15 protein-coding genes are annotated in these 17,012 nt (G+C 30.0%); 6 read left to right on the plus strand and 9 right to left on the minus strand.

Translation table 11 applies throughout. The features are described 5' to 3' along the window. Positions 1–55 precede the first annotated feature (55 nt). Positions 56–1,033: a polyprenyl synthetase family protein gene (locus WHD54_RS09080; RefSeq protein ID WP_088323731.1), complete on the plus strand. Its 978-nt coding sequence runs from the start codon at positions 56–58 to the stop codon at positions 1,031–1,033. Between the two features lie 144 nt (positions 1,034–1,177). Here the strand turns inward: WHD54_RS09080 and WHD54_RS09085 are convergent, their stop codons facing one another. Further along, positions 1,178–2,686 (minus strand): GH3 auxin-responsive promoter family protein, encoded by a 1,509-nt coding sequence (locus WHD54_RS09085; protein WP_088323730.1) that lies wholly within the window; start codon positions 2,684–2,686, stop codon positions 1,178–1,180. A gap of 83 nt (positions 2,687–2,769) precedes the next feature. Here WHD54_RS09085 and WHD54_RS09090 point away from each other — a divergent pair, with 83 nt between their 5' ends. Further along, on the plus strand, positions 2,770–3,561 hold the full coding sequence (locus tag WHD54_RS09090) for a DUF2797 domain-containing protein (protein WP_088323729.1): 792 nt from the start codon (positions 2,770–2,772) through the stop codon (positions 3,559–3,561). Positions 3,562–3,595: 34 nt separating this feature from the next. Here WHD54_RS09090 and WHD54_RS09095 read toward each other — a convergent pair whose 3' ends face one another. The 8 genes from WHD54_RS09095 to WHD54_RS09130 all read right to left on the minus strand — a co-directional run bounded on the left by WHD54_RS09095 (position 3,596) and on the right by WHD54_RS09130 (position 12,607). Next, on the minus strand, positions 3,596–4,405 hold the full coding sequence (locus WHD54_RS09095; RefSeq protein WP_088323728.1) for a Cof-type HAD-IIB family hydrolase: 810 nt from the start codon (positions 4,403–4,405) through the stop codon (positions 3,596–3,598). A gap of 3 nt (positions 4,406–4,408) precedes the next feature. Continuing rightward, positions 4,409–5,437: a LacI family DNA-binding transcriptional regulator gene (locus WHD54_RS09100; protein WP_088323727.1), complete on the minus strand. Its 1,029-nt coding sequence runs from the start codon at positions 5,435–5,437 to the stop codon at positions 4,409–4,411. A gap of 61 nt (positions 5,438–5,498) precedes the next feature. Then, on the minus strand, positions 5,499–6,590 hold the full coding sequence (locus tag WHD54_RS09105; protein WP_317043150.1) for a mannosyltransferase: 1,092 nt from the start codon (positions 6,588–6,590) through the stop codon (positions 5,499–5,501). A 269-nt stretch (positions 6,591–6,859) separates the two neighbouring features. Then, positions 6,860–8,350: a cellulose synthase family protein gene (locus WHD54_RS09110; protein WP_088323725.1), complete on the minus strand. Its 1,491-nt coding sequence runs from the start codon at positions 8,348–8,350 to the stop codon at positions 6,860–6,862. Further along, complete coding sequence (locus tag WHD54_RS09115) at positions 8,350–9,042, minus strand: glycosyltransferase family 2 protein (protein WP_088323724.1); 693 nt, start codon at positions 9,040–9,042, stop codon at positions 8,350–8,352. The genes WHD54_RS09110 and WHD54_RS09115 overlap by 1 nt, the downstream gene beginning before the upstream one ends. Next, on the minus strand, positions 9,039–9,452 hold the full coding sequence (locus WHD54_RS09120) for a toxin-antitoxin system YwqK family antitoxin (protein WP_233130986.1): 414 nt from the start codon (positions 9,450–9,452) through the stop codon (positions 9,039–9,041). The genes WHD54_RS09115 and WHD54_RS09120 overlap by 4 nt, the downstream gene beginning before the upstream one ends. A 125-nt stretch (positions 9,453–9,577) precedes the next feature. Then, on the minus strand, positions 9,578–11,200 hold the full coding sequence (locus tag WHD54_RS09125; RefSeq protein ID WP_088323723.1) for a 4Fe-4S binding protein: 1,623 nt from the start codon (positions 11,198–11,200) through the stop codon (positions 9,578–9,580). Between the two features lie 57 nt (positions 11,201–11,257). Continuing rightward, a complete protein-coding gene (locus tag WHD54_RS09130; RefSeq protein ID WP_088323722.1) occupies positions 11,258–12,607 on the minus strand; it encodes an NAD(P)/FAD-dependent oxidoreductase in 1,350 nt (449 codons plus the stop codon). A gap of 159 nt (positions 12,608–12,766) precedes the next feature. Here WHD54_RS09130 and WHD54_RS09135 point away from each other — a divergent pair, with 159 nt between their 5' ends. From WHD54_RS09135 to WHD54_RS09150, 4 genes are all read left to right on the plus strand, one after another. Continuing rightward, positions 12,767–13,639 (plus strand): hypothetical protein, encoded by an 873-nt coding sequence (locus WHD54_RS09135; protein WP_088323721.1) that lies wholly within the window; start codon positions 12,767–12,769, stop codon positions 13,637–13,639. 27 nt (positions 13,640–13,666) lie between these two features. Further along, positions 13,667–14,668 (plus strand): glycoside hydrolase family 113, encoded by a 1,002-nt coding sequence (locus WHD54_RS09140; protein ID WP_088323720.1) that lies wholly within the window; start codon positions 13,667–13,669, stop codon positions 14,666–14,668. A 75-nt stretch (positions 14,669–14,743) separates the two neighbouring features. Beyond that, positions 14,744–15,577, plus strand: a complete 834-nt coding sequence (locus WHD54_RS09145) for a universal stress protein (protein WP_088323719.1) — start codon at positions 14,744–14,746, stop codon at positions 15,575–15,577. 10 nt (positions 15,578–15,587) lie between these two features. Continuing rightward, on the plus strand, positions 15,588–16,988 hold the full coding sequence (locus WHD54_RS09150; RefSeq protein ID WP_143744251.1) for a hypothetical protein: 1,401 nt from the start codon (positions 15,588–15,590) through the stop codon (positions 16,986–16,988). Positions 16,989–17,012: the final 24 nt, after the last annotated feature.

The raw sequence follows: 17,012 nt of genomic DNA on the forward strand, positions 1-17,012 counted from the left end.
ATTACGTATATAAATAGCGAAAAGCTTGCCATTATTATTCGTATTTTTGTAGATAATGAAACCCGTAGAACTTATTAAACTTCCCATTAAGCATGAAATGGAGCTTTTCGAAGAAAAGTTCAAAGAATCTATGCATTCGAAAGTACCACTTTTAAACAGAATTACCTATTATATTGTAAGAAGAAAAGGAAAGCAAATGCGACCAATGTTTGTTTTTTTAGTAGCTAAAATGGTTTCTAATGGTGGTTTTGACGAAAGAACTTACAGAGGTGCATCGGTAGTAGAACTCATACATACAGCCACTTTAGTTCATGATGATGTGGTAGATGATAGTAATATGCGAAGAGGCTTTTTTTCTATTAATGCTTTATGGAAAAATAAAATTGCAGTTCTTGTGGGAGATTTTATGTTGTCTAAAGGATTATTACTTTCTATAGACAACAATGATTTTGATTTATTAAAACTGATTTCTATTGCAGTTCGAGAGATGAGTGAAGGAGAGCTACTTCAAATAGAAAAAGCTAGAAAATTAGATATTACAGAAGCTGTTTATTTTGATATAATTCGTAAAAAGACAGCTACTTTAGTTGCTGCTTGCTGTGGTATTGGAGCTGCTTCTGTGGGTGCCAATCAAGATACAGTAATGCAAATGCGAAAGTTTGGAGAATATATAGGAATAGCATTTCAAATAAAAGATGATTTATTTGATTATTCAGAAGCTAAAATTGGAAAACCAACAGGAATAGATATTAAAGAGCAAAAAATGACTTTGCCATTAATTTACACACTAAATAATTGTACAAAAAAGGAAAAAGCTTGGTTAATAAATTCCATTAAAAAACATAACAAAGATAAAAAGCGCGTAAAAGAGGTAATAGCTTTTGTAAAAGAAAATAACGGTATTACATACACCACACAGAAAATGCATGATTACAAAAATAAAGCTATCACTATTTTAGATAATTATCCTGCATCAGAATACAAACAATCTTTACTTACAATGATAGATTACGTGGTAGAACGTAAGATTTAAGTTGCGTTGAAACTAATTTAAAAAGATGATTTTTAGGTACTTATTGTAAATTAATCAACCAGAAAAAACTTTATGATTTCTATGTTTACCTCTTACATTTTGGGTAGCACCAAACCACCTTTAAAAAAACTATACTAAATTACTTTATAAAGCTAATAACTCTTCTATAAACTCTCTAGAGTTTGAGAGTCTTGGTACTTTATGTTGGCCTCCCAATTTATTTTTTTTCTTTAGCCAGCTATAAAATAATCCTTTTTTTGCTTCGTGTATTTTTGGAGCCATTAAAGTTATGTTTAAGTATCTTTTTGCTTCATAATCTGAATTGATAGATTTTAACGCAGTGTCTAAAACTTCAGAAAAGTAGCCAATTGAGCTTGGTTTCGTTTTAAACTCTATAATCCATTCATGACCCCCCTTTTCTTTACCTTGCATAAAAATTGGCGCAACAGTGTAGTCTAAAATTGTAGCAGAAGTTTTTTCGCAAGCAAGTTTCAAAGCATCTTCTACATTTTCTATATTTAGTTCTTCTCCAAAAACATTAATATAGTGCTTTGTTCTGCCAGTAATTTTAATTCGGTAAGGATTTAAAGAGGTAAAACGAATAGTGTCTCCAATTAAATAACGCCATAAACCTCCGTTAGTGGTAATTATTAATGCATAATCTACGCCAATTTGTACTTGTTCTAGTGTTTTAGTTTTAGAATTTTCTCCTTGGTATTCAGTCATTGGAATAAACTCATAAAATATTCCGTAATCTAACATTAGAAGTAGCTCTTTAGAATTATTTCTGTCTTGTATGGCAAAAAAACCTTCAGAGGCATTGTAAATTTCGTAGTATTTAAAATCTGCATTCGGAATCATTTTTTTGTATTGTTCTCGGTAAGGATTAAAGTTTACACCACCATGAAAGTATACTTCTAAATTTGGCCAAACTTCTAGTATATTTTTTTTCCCTGTACGTTCTAAAACTCTGTTTAATAACACGAGCATCCAACTTGGTACACCCGCTAAACTGGTAATATTTTCATCAATCGTTTCATCTATTATTGCATCCATTTTAGTTTCCCAATCGCTCATTAAAGCGACTTCTTGACTTGGAGCAGAGCTAAAATCTGCCCAAAAAGGCATGTTTTCTATAATTATTGCTGAAAGATCACCAAAATAAGAGCCATTGTCTTTATATACTTCCGAACTACCACCCAATCGCAAGCCTTTGCCTGTAAACAATTGTGTTTTCGGATTGTTATTAATATACCAACACAACATATCTTTACCGGATTTTAAGTGACAATACTCTAGTGCATCGTCGCTTACAGGAATAAATTTACTTTTTGCATTCGTAGTTCCACTAGATTTTGCAAACCATTTTATATCGGAAGGCCAAAAAATATTTTGCTCACCTTTTCTACACCTTTCTATAAAAGGAGCAAAAGTTTCATATTTATGGATAGGTACATTTTTTGCAAAGTCAGCATGGTTTTTAATGCTAGAAAATTCATATTTTTTACCTAATTCGGTGTTTTTTGCAGTTTGTAATAGCTTTAAAAGTAGTTCGTTTTGTACATCATTTGGGTATTTTAAAAAGAGTTCTATTTGGTGTTTTCGCTTTTTTAAAAACCAAGAAATTATAGAGTTAATAATCTGAAAAGCCATAGAAATTTGTAAGTTTGTGTTTGGTTGATTTTAGAACAATATATGTTTTAAAATTGAAATCTAAAAATACTAAAATTTGCACCATGATTTACCAAGGAGTTTTAAAAAAAATGCTAACAGAAAATGCTACTGAAATTCAGTATTATTTAGATATGGATTCAGATTTTCTTAATATGAACCAACTTCTTAGTAAACATTTTTCTATAAAATTCGAAGGACATCAATGTTTACATTGTAATTTAGAAAGAAAAATTTATCGAACAGGATTTTGTAAATCCTGTTTTTTCGATACACCCTCTGCAGGAGATTGGATTATGAAACCAGAGTTAAGTAAAGCACATTTAAATATAGAAGATAGAGATTTAACCTACGAAAAGCAGGTGCAATTGAAACCTCATATTGTATACTTAGCAAACTCTAGTAATGTTAAAGTTGGGGTTACAAGAAAAAGTCAGGTACCAACACGATGGATTGATCAGGGAGCACACGAAGCATTAGAAATAGTTGAAGCGCCAAATAGATATTTGGCAGGAATTACCGAAGTTGCTTTAAAAGCTTTTGTAGCCGATAAAACCAATTGGCGAAAAATGTTAAAAAATGATATTGAAGAGGTAAATTTAATTACTGTTCGCGAGCAATTAAAACAGCACATTCCAGATGAGGTAGTTCCTTATTTTTTAGATAATAGTAAAGAAGTTCATTTGAATTTTCCGGTGTTACAATACCCAGAAAAGCCCAAAAGTTTACAACTTGAAAAAACACTAAGTTATCAGGGTAAATTGGTTGGTATAAAAGGACAATATTTAATCTTTGAAGATGACACGGTGTTTAATGTTAGAAGTAACGAAGGTTTAGTAGTTTCTATTGAAATTTAGCAAATAGCTAAAAAATATTTTACAAGAATGTTTTTTATTTTTTTTCTGATAATAGTTTCTCTAAAATTATTTCTACTCCAAAATCATCATTACTTTTTGTGGTAAAATTAGCCACTTTTTTAAGCTCTTTATGTGCATTCTGCATAGCAAAACTTAAAGATGCGGCTTCAAACATTTCTAAATCGTTAAGGTAATCTCCAAAAACAAGAGTTTCGTTTTTGTGAATTTTTAATTTTTGCTGAATCAATTTTAATGCATTGCCTTTATTTGCTTTTTCTGTAGAAATATCTAGCCAGTTTTTACCAGAAATTTTTATGAGAAATTCTTTTTCTAAATACTTAATTGCAGGATACACAAATTTTTCTGTACTGTTATAATGATGAATCGCAATTTTTAAAATTGGTGTTTTGGAAACTATGTCTATTAAATTATCTACAATTTTATAACTGTGGTAATATTTTTGAAATGTCGCTATAAATTTTTCATCTTTACTTGTTATGTATGCAGTTTCTTCTGTACATAAAACAATATTTATGTTATCTATATTTATTAACATGGGTATAATTGCCATTGCTTTTTCTATGGGAATTGCATTACATAAGAGAAGTTTATTCTTATTTTTAGCAATTGCACCATTTTCTGCAATAACATAAATATCATTTTTTATGGGATACAGTTTGTCTAGGATACTATTGTATTGTCTACCGCTAACTGCACAAAAAATAATATTTTTATTTTGAAGTTGTTTAAAAAGTTTAAAGAAACGTTGGCTTACTTCATTATTTGAGTTTAGAAGTGTCCCATCCATATCAGAAACAACTAACTTTATCTTTTCAAAACTCATTTATTAAGCTCTTTTAGTAGAATTTCTCTCTACTAAATCTGTTTTTATAATTACGGTTTTAGGTTCGTATTTTTCCTCGGAAGTACTCTCTAATCTGTTTATTAAAAGTTTAGCTGCGGTTTCTCCCATTTTTTCTCCATGTTGGCTAACTGTTGTCATTTTCGGACTAGAATGTCTTGCTAATATTCCGTTTGAGAAACATACTACCGAAAAATTTTCAGGAACTTTATATCCTTTTCTTTGTCCAACTTTCATGGCTGCAATAGCAGAAGACTCGTCTGTGGCAATTACTGCGTCTATTTTATGGGCGTCGAAAATTGGCGTTAAAATATTTTCATAATTTTTATAATCTTCGTCTAAAATATTTATAATTAAGTTGTTGTTTACCGCGATTCCTGCTTTTTCTAGCCCTTTTAAATATCCTTGATGTCTCTTTTTACCAACCTTTAAATTGCTTATTGTAGAAACAAATGCAATGTTTTTACTACCAGATTTAGTTAAATATTTAACCGCTTTAGAGGCGCCTTTAAAATCATCTGTTATAACTTTATCGCAGTTAATAGATTCTGCAACTCTGTCGAACATTACAATTGGCGTTCCATTATTCATAACTTCTTCAAAATGGCTAAAGTCATTTTTTAAAACACTTTCTTCTGCAAGAGAAAGGATAAAGCCGTCAATACTACCATTAGATAACATTTCTATAGTTTCGACTTCTTTTTCAAAAGATTCATTAGATATACAAGATATAATTTTATACCCTCTTTCATTTGCAACTTTTTCAACTCCGTTAAATACTTGAGCAAAAAAATAGTTTAGCATGTTAGGTATGATGATACCAATGGTTTTTGTTTTTCTGTTTTTTAGACTAAGCGCATTGAAATTAGGCTTGTAGTTATTTTCTTTAGCATATTTTTGAATTTTTTCTTTTGTACTTACGCTAATTTCATAACTATCGTTTAAAGCTTTAGAAACTGTAGAGATAGAAACATTAAATTCTTGAGCTATATCTTTTATTGTAAGTCTTTTCATATAGGATAAAATAATTGAGACTAAAATACAAAAATCTTACTAGATAGAAACTGTAATCTTATTATTTTATAGATTCTTTAGCGTGTCGATTTTTGTTAATTTCATAAAATAAAAAAGAGAACAAAAGCACATATTCTGTTAAGACAATCCATATATTTTCTTTCCAAGGCAAATTTGCATATGCTTGGTAAGATAAAATAATTAAGAAACTCCAAAAAACCGGAAACTTATATCGTGTAAAAATACTTAATATTAACGGTGTGGCAGTATACCAAGGGTGAACGGTAGTAGAGGTAAAGTAGTAAAAAGATATTCCAAACAACATGGCTGTTAATAAAGAAATGTAATGTTTTTTTACTTTAAAAAAAGTGAGATATATTAAAAAAATAATTGTTAATATGGGAGTTATTTTACCAATAATAGCTATTTCGTTATATCCTCTAAAAAGGTAACCAACTTCTCTAAAAATATAATAAAAACTTGCATTAAACTCGAAGTTTTTAAACCATAAACCCACAGAGTTTGTGTAATTGCTAATTAGGTTTTGATGGTAAAAAGGTATAAATAATATAATATTACTGATGACTATTATAGTGTAAAATGTAGCTAGTTTATAATAATTATTCGCTTTTTTAAAAGTTTTCTTTTTTATAAATACATTAAAAAATAATGGAAGAAATAAAAGAGGTATTAATTTAATAGATATAGAAAATGAAAATAGAATTGCAGCGGATATCCATTTTTTTTGATACAATTTGTAAAGTGCTGCAAGTAAAAAAAATAGCATTACAGATTCGAAATGTAAATTTCCTGTCATTTCAATAATTACAAACGGATTTAGAATATACCAAAATATATTTTTTGTTGGCAGTTGAAGTTTTTCTAATAGTTTTTTACCGAAATATAAGATACCGATATCTGCCAATATAGTTATAGACCTTAGAACTATTATTGCACCAAAAATACTTTTTTCAGAAAATAGCGCCGCAATAAAAAAGCATAATTGATTTAAAGGAGGGTAATTGGTATAATGGCTACCGTTTAAAGTTCCCATTCCTTCGTACAACAAAACGCTTTCTGGAATAGGGTATATTCCTTGTTTTATAAAACTTTCGGGTAAAGATAAGTATGGGTTGTATCCGTTAAAAAGCATACGTCCATCCCAAATAAAGCGATAAAAATCTTGTGATAGATTTGGGGTTGAAAAAAGAAAAATTAATCTGAAAAGAAATGCAATAAGTACAAAACTAGCAAAAGATATGTGATTGTTTTTTAAAAGTATATAAACACCTCCGAAGAGAATAATCCATATTGTAATTAAAAGATTAAAGTTTGTTCTATCTAAAAAATAAGCAACATATGTATAACAAATTACACTAAGAAAAATAATTATAAAACTGCTATACTTTTTAAGGAAAGACATTAAGCTTTAGAGAAAATAGATTTAAAAAATACGTAACCAAAGCCAATAAATAACATTAAATGAAATGGAAACAACCCAAAGTCTCCGCCTTGGTTTCCTACGATGAAAGCGCTATACATGCCAAAAATAAAGTAGACTGCTAATAGTCCTTCTAAAATTACATGAACTGAGGGTTTCTTAGAAATATACTTGTTACTTTTCCAACTATCTTTTAAATTTTTTATATTGAATTTTGGCGTTCTAATAAATTCACTTTTCTTGCCCCAATGACCTTCTAAAACAGCAATACTATTGTGAAGTGAAAAGCCCATTGCTATTGCAAAAAAGGTAAAAAAAGCACCAATATATTTTATAAAATTTTTAATGCCACCGCCATAAATATTTTTATACATAAACCAATAACATATAAAGAAAATAAGAGAGCTTATTACAAAAAAACTCATCACAAAAAAGTACATTTTTAAATGTTCATGTTCATTTTTAATGTATAGCATAGGTACACTTAATACAGCTACCAAAAAAATACAGGTAAACATAGAGCTATTTAAAAGGTGTAATAAACTATGAATTTTTGTTTTTAAAGGAATGTTTTTATTCTTTAAAATTCGTTTCATCATTTTTTGAAAGTTTTCTGCACCTCCTTTGTTCCACCTAAACTGTTGAGACCTTGCAGCACTAATAATTACTGGTAATTCTGCTGGAGTTTCTACATGTTCTAAATACTTGAATTTCCAATTTTTTAATTGTGCTCTGTAGCTTAAGTCTAAATCTTCTGTAAGAGTATCACCTTCCCAATTACCAGCATCATAAATACACTCTTTTCTCCAAATACCTGCAGTTCCATTAAAATTAATAAAGTGACCTTGACTATTTCTACCAACTTGCTCTAACGTAAAATGAGCATCTAATGCAAAAGCTTGTATTTTAGTAAGGGTAGAATAATTTCTGTTAATGTGTCCCCAACGAGTTTGCACAACTCCAATTTCAGGATCTTTGAAATAGCCAACAGTTTGTAGTAACCAATCTTTTTTAGGAAGAAAATCTGCGTCAAAAATGGCAATAAACTCTCCTTTTGCTGTTTTTAATCCTTCTTTTAAGGCACCAGCTTTAAAACCTTTTCTATTGGTTCTTTGAATGTGCTTTATATCAATGCCTTTTTCTTTAATTATTGCAATTTGCTTGGCAGTAGTAGCGATAGATTCATCTGTAGAATCATCTAAAACCTGAATCTCAAGTTTTTCTGTTGGGTACTTAATTTTTGCAATGTTTTTTAACAAACGTTTCATTACATACAGCTCATTATACACTGGTAATTGTATGGTAATAAAGGGTATTTCTGAAGGGTTGTTAACGTTAAGCGTAATTGCTTTGTCTTTCAATTTCCTTGCTTTTAGGTAGTTAAAAAGCAGGTTTAATTGTGCAATAGCGTACATAAAAATAAGCAGCAAAGCAATAGAATAAATGATAATGATAATGTATTTGATAACCATTATTTAAAACTGTATTTAAAAATCCAACTTAAAATTTTTACGCCAGCAAATATACTTCCTTTTACGGTACCAGAAACTTTAGAAACACCAATTCTGTTTCTGTATTTCATGGCAACCTCAGTATAAGTAAGTTTTTGTTTTAGCGCTTTTAATTGCATTTCAACGGTCCAACCATAGGTTTTATCTTGCATATTTAAGGCTAAAAGTTTTTGATATTTGATGGCTCTAAACGGACCTAAATCTGTAAATTTTGCATTAAAAAAGAGTTTCATTAAAAAGGTTGCTAGCCAATTTCCGAAAATTTGTTGCGGTGTCATAGCTCCTTTTTCTCTGAATTCTTTTACTCTAGCACCAATAACTAAATCTATATTTTTTTCTGTAATTGGTTTTATAAGCTCTAAAAGTTGCGCTGGATAATCTGAGTAATCACCATCTAAAAAAACAATAATATCTGGCTTAATACTTTTATTTGCAATATAATCCATGCCTTTTAAACAAGCATGTCCATATCCTTTTTGTTTTTCTATTAAAACGGTTGCACCTGCGTTTTTAGCATTTTTTGATGTATTATCATTTGAGTTATTGTCTACTAATATAATTTCAGATACTATTTTAGGAATATCATTAATTACATTTACAATTGCATCTTCTTCGTTATGTGCTGGAATAATTACGTTTATAATTGGTGTCATTCTCTTAAATCATTGAGATTGTTTTCGGATTTAAATACCGAAAAGTCTGTCCATTCTTTTATTTTTTTACCCTCTTTATATTTAGAGGCTTTTATAAGTTCTCTTTTATTGTAAATTAGGCAATATCCATTTTTTTTATTGTTCAGTAATTGACATTTATGATTGATATTACCTTCTTTGTCGTAAAAAATCCACCAATTATTTTGGTTTCCTTTTTTATAATGTCCCTCTTTTTCTAAATGATTATTTTGGTCGTAAAAGTACCAATATTTAGTTTCTAAATTGTTTTTAAAATGACCTTCTTTTTTAAGTGCTCCATTTTTGTAGTAGAATTTCCAATAATCAACTTTAGAGTCATTTATCAACCACCCCGCTGTTTTTAGGCGTCCATTTTTATAAAATGTTTTCACATACTTTTTTTGAGCACACAAAGCTACAGTAAAGAATAGTAAAAAAAGTGATAAACACCTCTCTTTTAGTAACTTATTTGAAAACATACAATGCTCTTATTTTAAAGTAAGTGTTACGAAATTGATTATTTTTTATTCATTAAATCTAATAAGTCTACATCGTTTCCAAGCAGAATTTCTGTAGGATTAATTCTTCCTTTTTCTGGGCCATTTTCTAATTTTAAAACGCCTCTTGGGCATACAGCAGAACAAATTCCGCAGCCCACACAACTAGAACGTACAATGTTTTCTCCTTTTTGAGCATAGGCTCTAACATCTATACCTTGCTCACAGTAAGTAGAGCAATTACCACAAGAAATACATTGCCCGCCATTAGTGGTTATTCTAAATCTCGATTTAAAACGCTGCACAAAACCTAAATAAGCAGCTAAAGGACAACCAAATCTACACCATACCCTGTTTCCAAAAATAGGATAAAAACCTGTTCCTATTACTCCTGCAAAAATGGCACCGATTAAAAAGCCATAAATATCTTGTATTGTTTGTGTTTTAATTCCCAAAACTTGGTCTGCACCATAAAAAAAAGTATAAAGAGCAAAGCCTGTCATCACTAAAACAAAAATTAGTACACTATGAATAATTATTCTCTCTAGCCTCCAAGAAAAAAGAGTTTTACTAGAAAGCTGTCTGTAAGGGTCTCCAAGTGTTTCTGCAAGTCCGCCACATCCACAAACCCAAGAACAATACCATCTTTTACCGAAGAAATACACCATTAAGGGTACAATTACAATGGTTAGTATAATGCCCCAAACTAAAATAAAAAGTCCAAAACCACCACTATTTATTAATTCTTTCAAGTTCCATTGAAAGAAAAAATCGTAATCTAATGGAAACGCATTTTTAAAATCGTACCAAGGTTTTTCAAATCTTACCAGTATTTCCGGAATTAGAAAAGCAAAAACAATTTGAAAAAATAATACAGAGGTAGTTCTTAAAATTTGATATTTGTTATGACGATATTTAATGTACATTCTAACGGCCATAACCACCATAACAACACAATACAAAAAGCCGTACAAAAACCATTGACTTGCTGGATTTCCACTTATAAATTTACTTATAGGATCTACTAAAAACACCCAGTTAACAATATAATCTGGATAGAAATATAGTAAGATGTAAAACGTAACTAAAAATACAAATGCAAACCAGCCAATCCAACCTCTATTAGTGGCAGAGCTTAAAAAAATTCCATCGTTTTTTATACCTGGTTTTCCTAATAAAATTACATCAGGAATAATAAATAAAAGGGCTCCTATAATTCCCAAACCAAAACTAAAAAACCATGCTAGTAAAGTGTTGTTAACAGCAAAACCCTTACCAGCTTTTTTAGCAATATTGAAGCTTACACTGTGTGGTTTGCCAAATATTAAGTATTGATATTGTGCTCCTTTTTTATCCCATTGTTTTTCAGAATCATATTTTTCTATTAGTTGGTAATAATGGTTATTTGCGCTTTTGTAAGCTTCTCTGACGCGACTAGAAAATTGAAAAATAGTTAACTTTTTATCTGTAACAATAGCTTTTTCTAAAGCACCTTTTATGTGCTCATTTTTATAATTTTGTGCTTCTAGAAAGTTGTCTAACTCTTTTTGATTTAGAGAGAAATTACCAGTAAAAGTAGTAGCAATAAATGCTGTTAATCCTACAAGGAACAGGAGTAATCCGAATTGTTTTATACGTTTCAAAATAATAAGTTTATGTTAGGTTTGATGGTTGTAAATAATTAAAAAATAATTGTCGTTTTATACTTTAGAAAAAATTCTTTGCCAGCTTTTTTTTCGGTATAAAATATTGGTTTTATTTTCTAAGTTGAACTTTTTAATGATTTCTGGTTCATGAAGTTTATAAAACTCAGGATCGAAATTTGCATCAGCTAAATATTCTATAACATGCTCTATACTTTTATTTTCTGTAAGCCATCTATCAAATATTTGATGTCTCATTCGAATACCAAAAGTATTAATACCTAAAAACTTTCTAGTGTCTTTATCGAAAGAAATTGTAATACAAATATTTTCTGTTGGATGTTTCCACTGAAAATAAACTTCATTATCTTTTTTATTTCGTTCGCTAAATACCCATCCATAAGTTTGATATTCGATATCTAAAAATTTTGCAGAATTAAACCAATGGCCAGGTTTGTATGCAGTTTTATTACCGCAAATTGTTTGTGCTAATGCCTCTCCCATCATTCTGCCAGTATACCAAACGGCTTCAATATTTCTTCGTTTACCTATTGCTTCATGCTGCTCTGCACAATCTCCAATGGCGTATATATCTTGTATGTTTGTTTCTAAAAAACGATTGACTTTAACACCACGACCAATTTCGATGTCCGAATCTTTCAAAAAATCGATATTAGGAGTTACACCTGCGGTTAAACCAACTACATTACAAAAAATCTCTTCTCCGGTTTCTTCTATAATTACAGATGAAACGCGTCCGTTTTTATCTTCTTTTATTTCTCTTAAATTTGTGCTTAGTCTCAAATCTATATGATGGTCTAGAATATGCTTGTTTATCATTTCCGACTCTTGAGCAGGTAAAACACCATTCCAGAAACTCGCCTCACGAACCAAAAAAGTTACTGGTATTTTTCTGCTTCTTAACATCTCTGCCAATTCTATTCCAATAAGTCCACCACCTACAATTACAGCTCTGTTACACGCTTTGTTATCGGGTGCTAAGGTTTCTAAATTTTCTAGATCTTGTTTATGATACATCCCTAAAACACCTTTTAAATCTTGTCCTTTCCATCCAAATTTATTTGGTTTAGAACCAGTAGCTATAATTAATTTATCGAAGGTAAATACTTCTTCATTTTTAAGAAATATGCGTTTGTTTTTAGTGTCTATTTTTTCAACAAATGCCTGTTTTAGTTCAATATTATTTTTTTCCCAAAACCAATTTTCATAAGGTTGAGTGTGTTCAAACTTCATATGCCCCATGTATACATACATAAGCGCGGTTCTGGAGAAAAAGTAAGGAGTTTCGGAAGAAATAATGGTAATTTTTTTGTCGGAGTTTTTTCTGATATGCCTTGCTGCAGTTACACCAGAAATTCCGTTACCAATAATAACAATGTGTTCCATAATAATTAGTTGATTGGTTATTTAAGTCGAAGCGAAAGTTAAGAACTTAATATTGAAATATAATTTAGAATTATTATAAATAATAGGCAGCTCCTAAATTTTGTAAGAAAATCATCCTACATTAGACTTATGTAACATCAACAAATTAATTTAAATATTATGAGAAATCGCATCCCTATTTTTACACTTATCTTACTTTTTTTAGTCAAATTTTCTATCTATTCTCAAGAAGATTCTTCTTCAAGGAGCAATATACAAACGTATACTCCATCTAAACTATTAAGTAAAGGGCAATGGGATATTAAGTTTTTTAACAACTTGTATACTCAAAATAAAGAGGCCGATGCTAATGGCACTTCTGCTAAAATACCAAGAGCTAACTTTTTTACAAGTACCCTAGATATTTTTACAGGAGTTTCTGAAAACAATCGTTTAAATATTGGATTATTGTTAGAATATAGGTCTAATACAATTAATGATAGAGCAGCTACAACAGTTTTTGGATTTAAAAATGATGTTAATTCAAGGCATGGACTATCTTCTTTTGCTCCTGCCATAAAGTGGCAACCATTAGAAAATGTTGGAAATTTTTCTTTACAGTCTGCATTTCATATTCCTGTTAACAATTCTGAAGTAAATTCCGACGGTGTTTTCTTAGATCAAACCGCTTATATGTTTCAAAATCGTTTTTTTTATGATTATACTTTTCCGAGTGGAGATTGGCAGTTGTTTACCGAGTTAGCTACCGAATATAATTTTGGAGATAAAGATAGTTTTGCCAATAATACCTTTGTTTTAGCACCAGGTGTTTTTATGAGTTATTTTCCATCTAGCGAAGCTACAGTTCTTGGTTTTTTACAACATTACCAACGTTTTGGAGATTTTACACAAGATTTTACTGCGGTAGGTTTTGGTGGTAAATATCAATTAAACTCCGTTTTTAATCTAGAAGTATTATACAGTAAGTTCGTAAGAGGAAACTCAAATGGCCTTGGACAAAGTTTTAACATTGGTTTAAGAGCATTGTTCTAGTAATTCACTATTTTAGAAGGATATTTTATGAAAACATACAATCTTCTTTTAGTGGCACTATTTGTTATTTACAGTTCTTGTATTAGTCAAAATAACAAAATAAATGGCGTTAGTTTTGTAGCTGCCAGAGATAGTATAACAAAGCAGCATATTAGCCCTGTAATAAATTTTAATAGCAATTTTGTGGCTTTAATGCCCTACGGTTTTGTTAGAGAATTATCATCGCCAACTATTATTCATAATACAGAAAGGCAGTGGTTTGGTGAAACCGAAAACGGACTTTTACAGTATGCAAAAGAATTTAAGAAAGCCAAAATTGGTATCATGGTAAAGCCACATATTTGGATTTGGAAAGGAGAATTTACCGGAAACATGAAAATGTCTTCTGAAGAAAATTGGCAAAAATTAGAAAAATCATATACTAGTTTTATATTAACATACGCCAAAGCAGCAGAAAAAATAGGAGCAGCGGTTTTTTGTATTGGTACAGAATTAGAACAATTTGTCTTGAATAGACCACAGTTTTGGAAAAAATTAATTGCCAATATTAAAGAGGTTTATAAAGGGAAACTAACCTATGCCGCAAATTGGGATGAGTTTAAGAGAGTAACTTTTTGGGAAGAATTAGATTACATCGGTATCGATGCTTATTTTCCTTTAAGCGATAAAGAAAAACCTACTGTAATAGATTTAGAAAATGGTTGGCAAAAACACAAAACTGAAATTATTCGAGTGCAACAAAAATATCAGAAGAAAATAATATTTACAGAATTTGGTTATAGAAGTGTAAACTACACGGCAAAAGAACCTTGGAATTCGGGTAGGATAGAGGGGAATGTAAATTTACAGGCTCAATCGAACGGTTTACAAGCCATTTACAATCAGTTTTGGGATGAAGAATGGTTTGCTGGGGGTTTTGTATGGAAATGGTTTCATAAACATGAAAAAGTTGGAGGCGATAGTAACAACCGATTTACACCTCAAAATAAGCCCGCACAAAAATTATTAAAAGAACTCTACAAAAACTAAAATAAAAACATGATAAATGTCTTTTATTTGAATCAATTTTTAGGTTAATTTTGAGGAAGATTAAAACTATTTTCAATGAAAAAAATTATTGTTCCAATAGATTTTTCTGAACATTCAGAAAATGCATTAAAAGCAGCAGCACTTATAGCAAAAAAAACAAATGCTACTCTTGTAGCACTTCATATGTTAGATATACAAGAGTTTAATTTATCTGAAAGTGCTAGTTATCAGCAAGAAAAGATGGTCTTTTTTTTAAAGTTAGCAGAGAAAAAAATTAAAACTTTTTTAGAAAAAGATTATCTCAAAGAAATAAAAACAGTGCCTATTATTAAGCATTACAAGATTTTTAGTGAAATTAATGATATTGCAAAAGAAATAGAGGCAGACCTTATCGTTATGGCTTCGCATGGCGCAAGTGGTTTAAAAGAGTTTTTTATGGGGTCTAATACCGAAAAAGTTATTCGATATGCAGAGATTCCTGTTTTAATTATTAAAAATGAATTAAAAGATATTGAGTTAAATAATCTTGTTTATGCTACAGATTTTTCAGAAAAATCGATACCAGCTTATCAGAAAATGCTAGAAACTCTCGATTTTTTAGAAGCTAAAAAGCATCTTTTGTATGTAAATCTACCAAGTGAAAATTTTAAAACAAGTCCAGAAATGGATACCTTAGCGCATCAATTTTTAATGAAGGCAGAAGGAAATACAGACCGCTTAATTAACGTGAATTTTGTATGTGCAAGAACAATTGAGTCGGGCATTATTAATTTTTCTAATTCCATTGGTGCAGATGTAATTGCTATTGCTACCAATGGCAGAAAAGGATTGGCACATATTTTTTCAGGAAGTATTTCAGAAGATTTATCAAACCATGCAGCATTGCCAATTATTACTTTTAAAATATAAAAAACTATTTATGTGGTTTAAAAAGTTATTTTTTAGTTTCATACTATCAATTTTATTTTTCTCTTGTTCAGAGGATACAGAAAATTTTTTTCCAAGAAATTTAAAAGATTACATAGAAATAAATAAAAATAGAGAGTTAGCAACAGTTACTGCATTTGCAGCAAATACATCTGGTAATGTGGGTGTATGTTCTGTTTTTTATTATCTGGAGGAAGGAGCTACCGATATTCGTTATTATGAAACTGAAAACATAACTGTAAATGAAAATGATTTTTCGAATTACAGAAGGCAAAGTTTTACAAGTTCAGATGCTTTTGGTAGTGCTATTAAGCATTTTGTTAGACAAGGAACAACAGAGGCTTGGTGTTTGGTTACTTATAAGACCAACGGAAAATTACATATTTCTAACCCAATAAAACTTAAAAATAATACTGCTCCAACAGAATATACCTCAAAAGTTTCTATAACGTATCCAGAAACTTTACAGCCAGTTTTTACATGGACTGACGGAATAGTTACAAATAATAAACGCTATTTACAAGTTATTTTAGATGCTGAAAATAACCTTATTTCAGGTACTTTTACCAATGATACTTATTTTAAATTTTACGATGAAACCAATGTTATTGAACCTAAAATAGCTAGTAACACCAGTAAAAAGTTAGTAGCCGATAACGTGTATTCTTTTACTGTGTTGGGCATAGATAAAGATAATTGGGTAAGCTTAAGAATTGATGAAGATTTTATACCCAGAAACTTATCGGAATATATTGCCGTTAACCCACAAAAAGAACAACAAAATATGTTTGCTTTTGCTGCAACTGCAAACAATAATAAAGAAGTAACTTACATCTATTACCAACCTGCAGATGGTGTTTTCGATTTTAGATATTATGAAACTGAAAATACATCGGTAGATCAAACAGATTTTAGCAATTACAGACGTAAAAACATTTCTAGTACAGCAGTTTTTGATGGTGCATTCAGACGTTTTACTCATAATTCTTCAAAAGAAGTTTGGTGTTTAATAACCTATACATCTGAAGATAAAATTTACATTTCTAAGCCAATAAGAACAAAAAATTTAACCAGGCAAACCGAATGGCTAACCGAGGTAACCATTGAATACCCAGAAACATTAAAGCCAAAATTTACTTGGCAGGACGGTGTTTATGCAGAAAACGATATATATCTTCAAATTATTTCTTTAGATGACGATACGGTATTATCTGCAACCATTACAAAAGAAAAACAATTTCAGTATTACAACGATACCAATGTTTTAGATGAAATTCACACGGTTACACCCCCAAGTATGGCAATAGACCAAGAAAACAAGTTTTTCTTATTTGGTATTAGTAAAGATTATTGGGTAAATTTAATACTTCAAAAAACGTTTATTGTTGAATAATTATGACTCTCAAATTTCGATCCC

Origin of the sequence: Polaribacter tangerinus (genome assembly GCF_038024095.1) — a bacterium.
GTDB classification, from domain to species: Bacteria; Bacteroidota; Bacteroidia; order Flavobacteriales; family Flavobacteriaceae; genus Polaribacter; species Polaribacter tangerinus.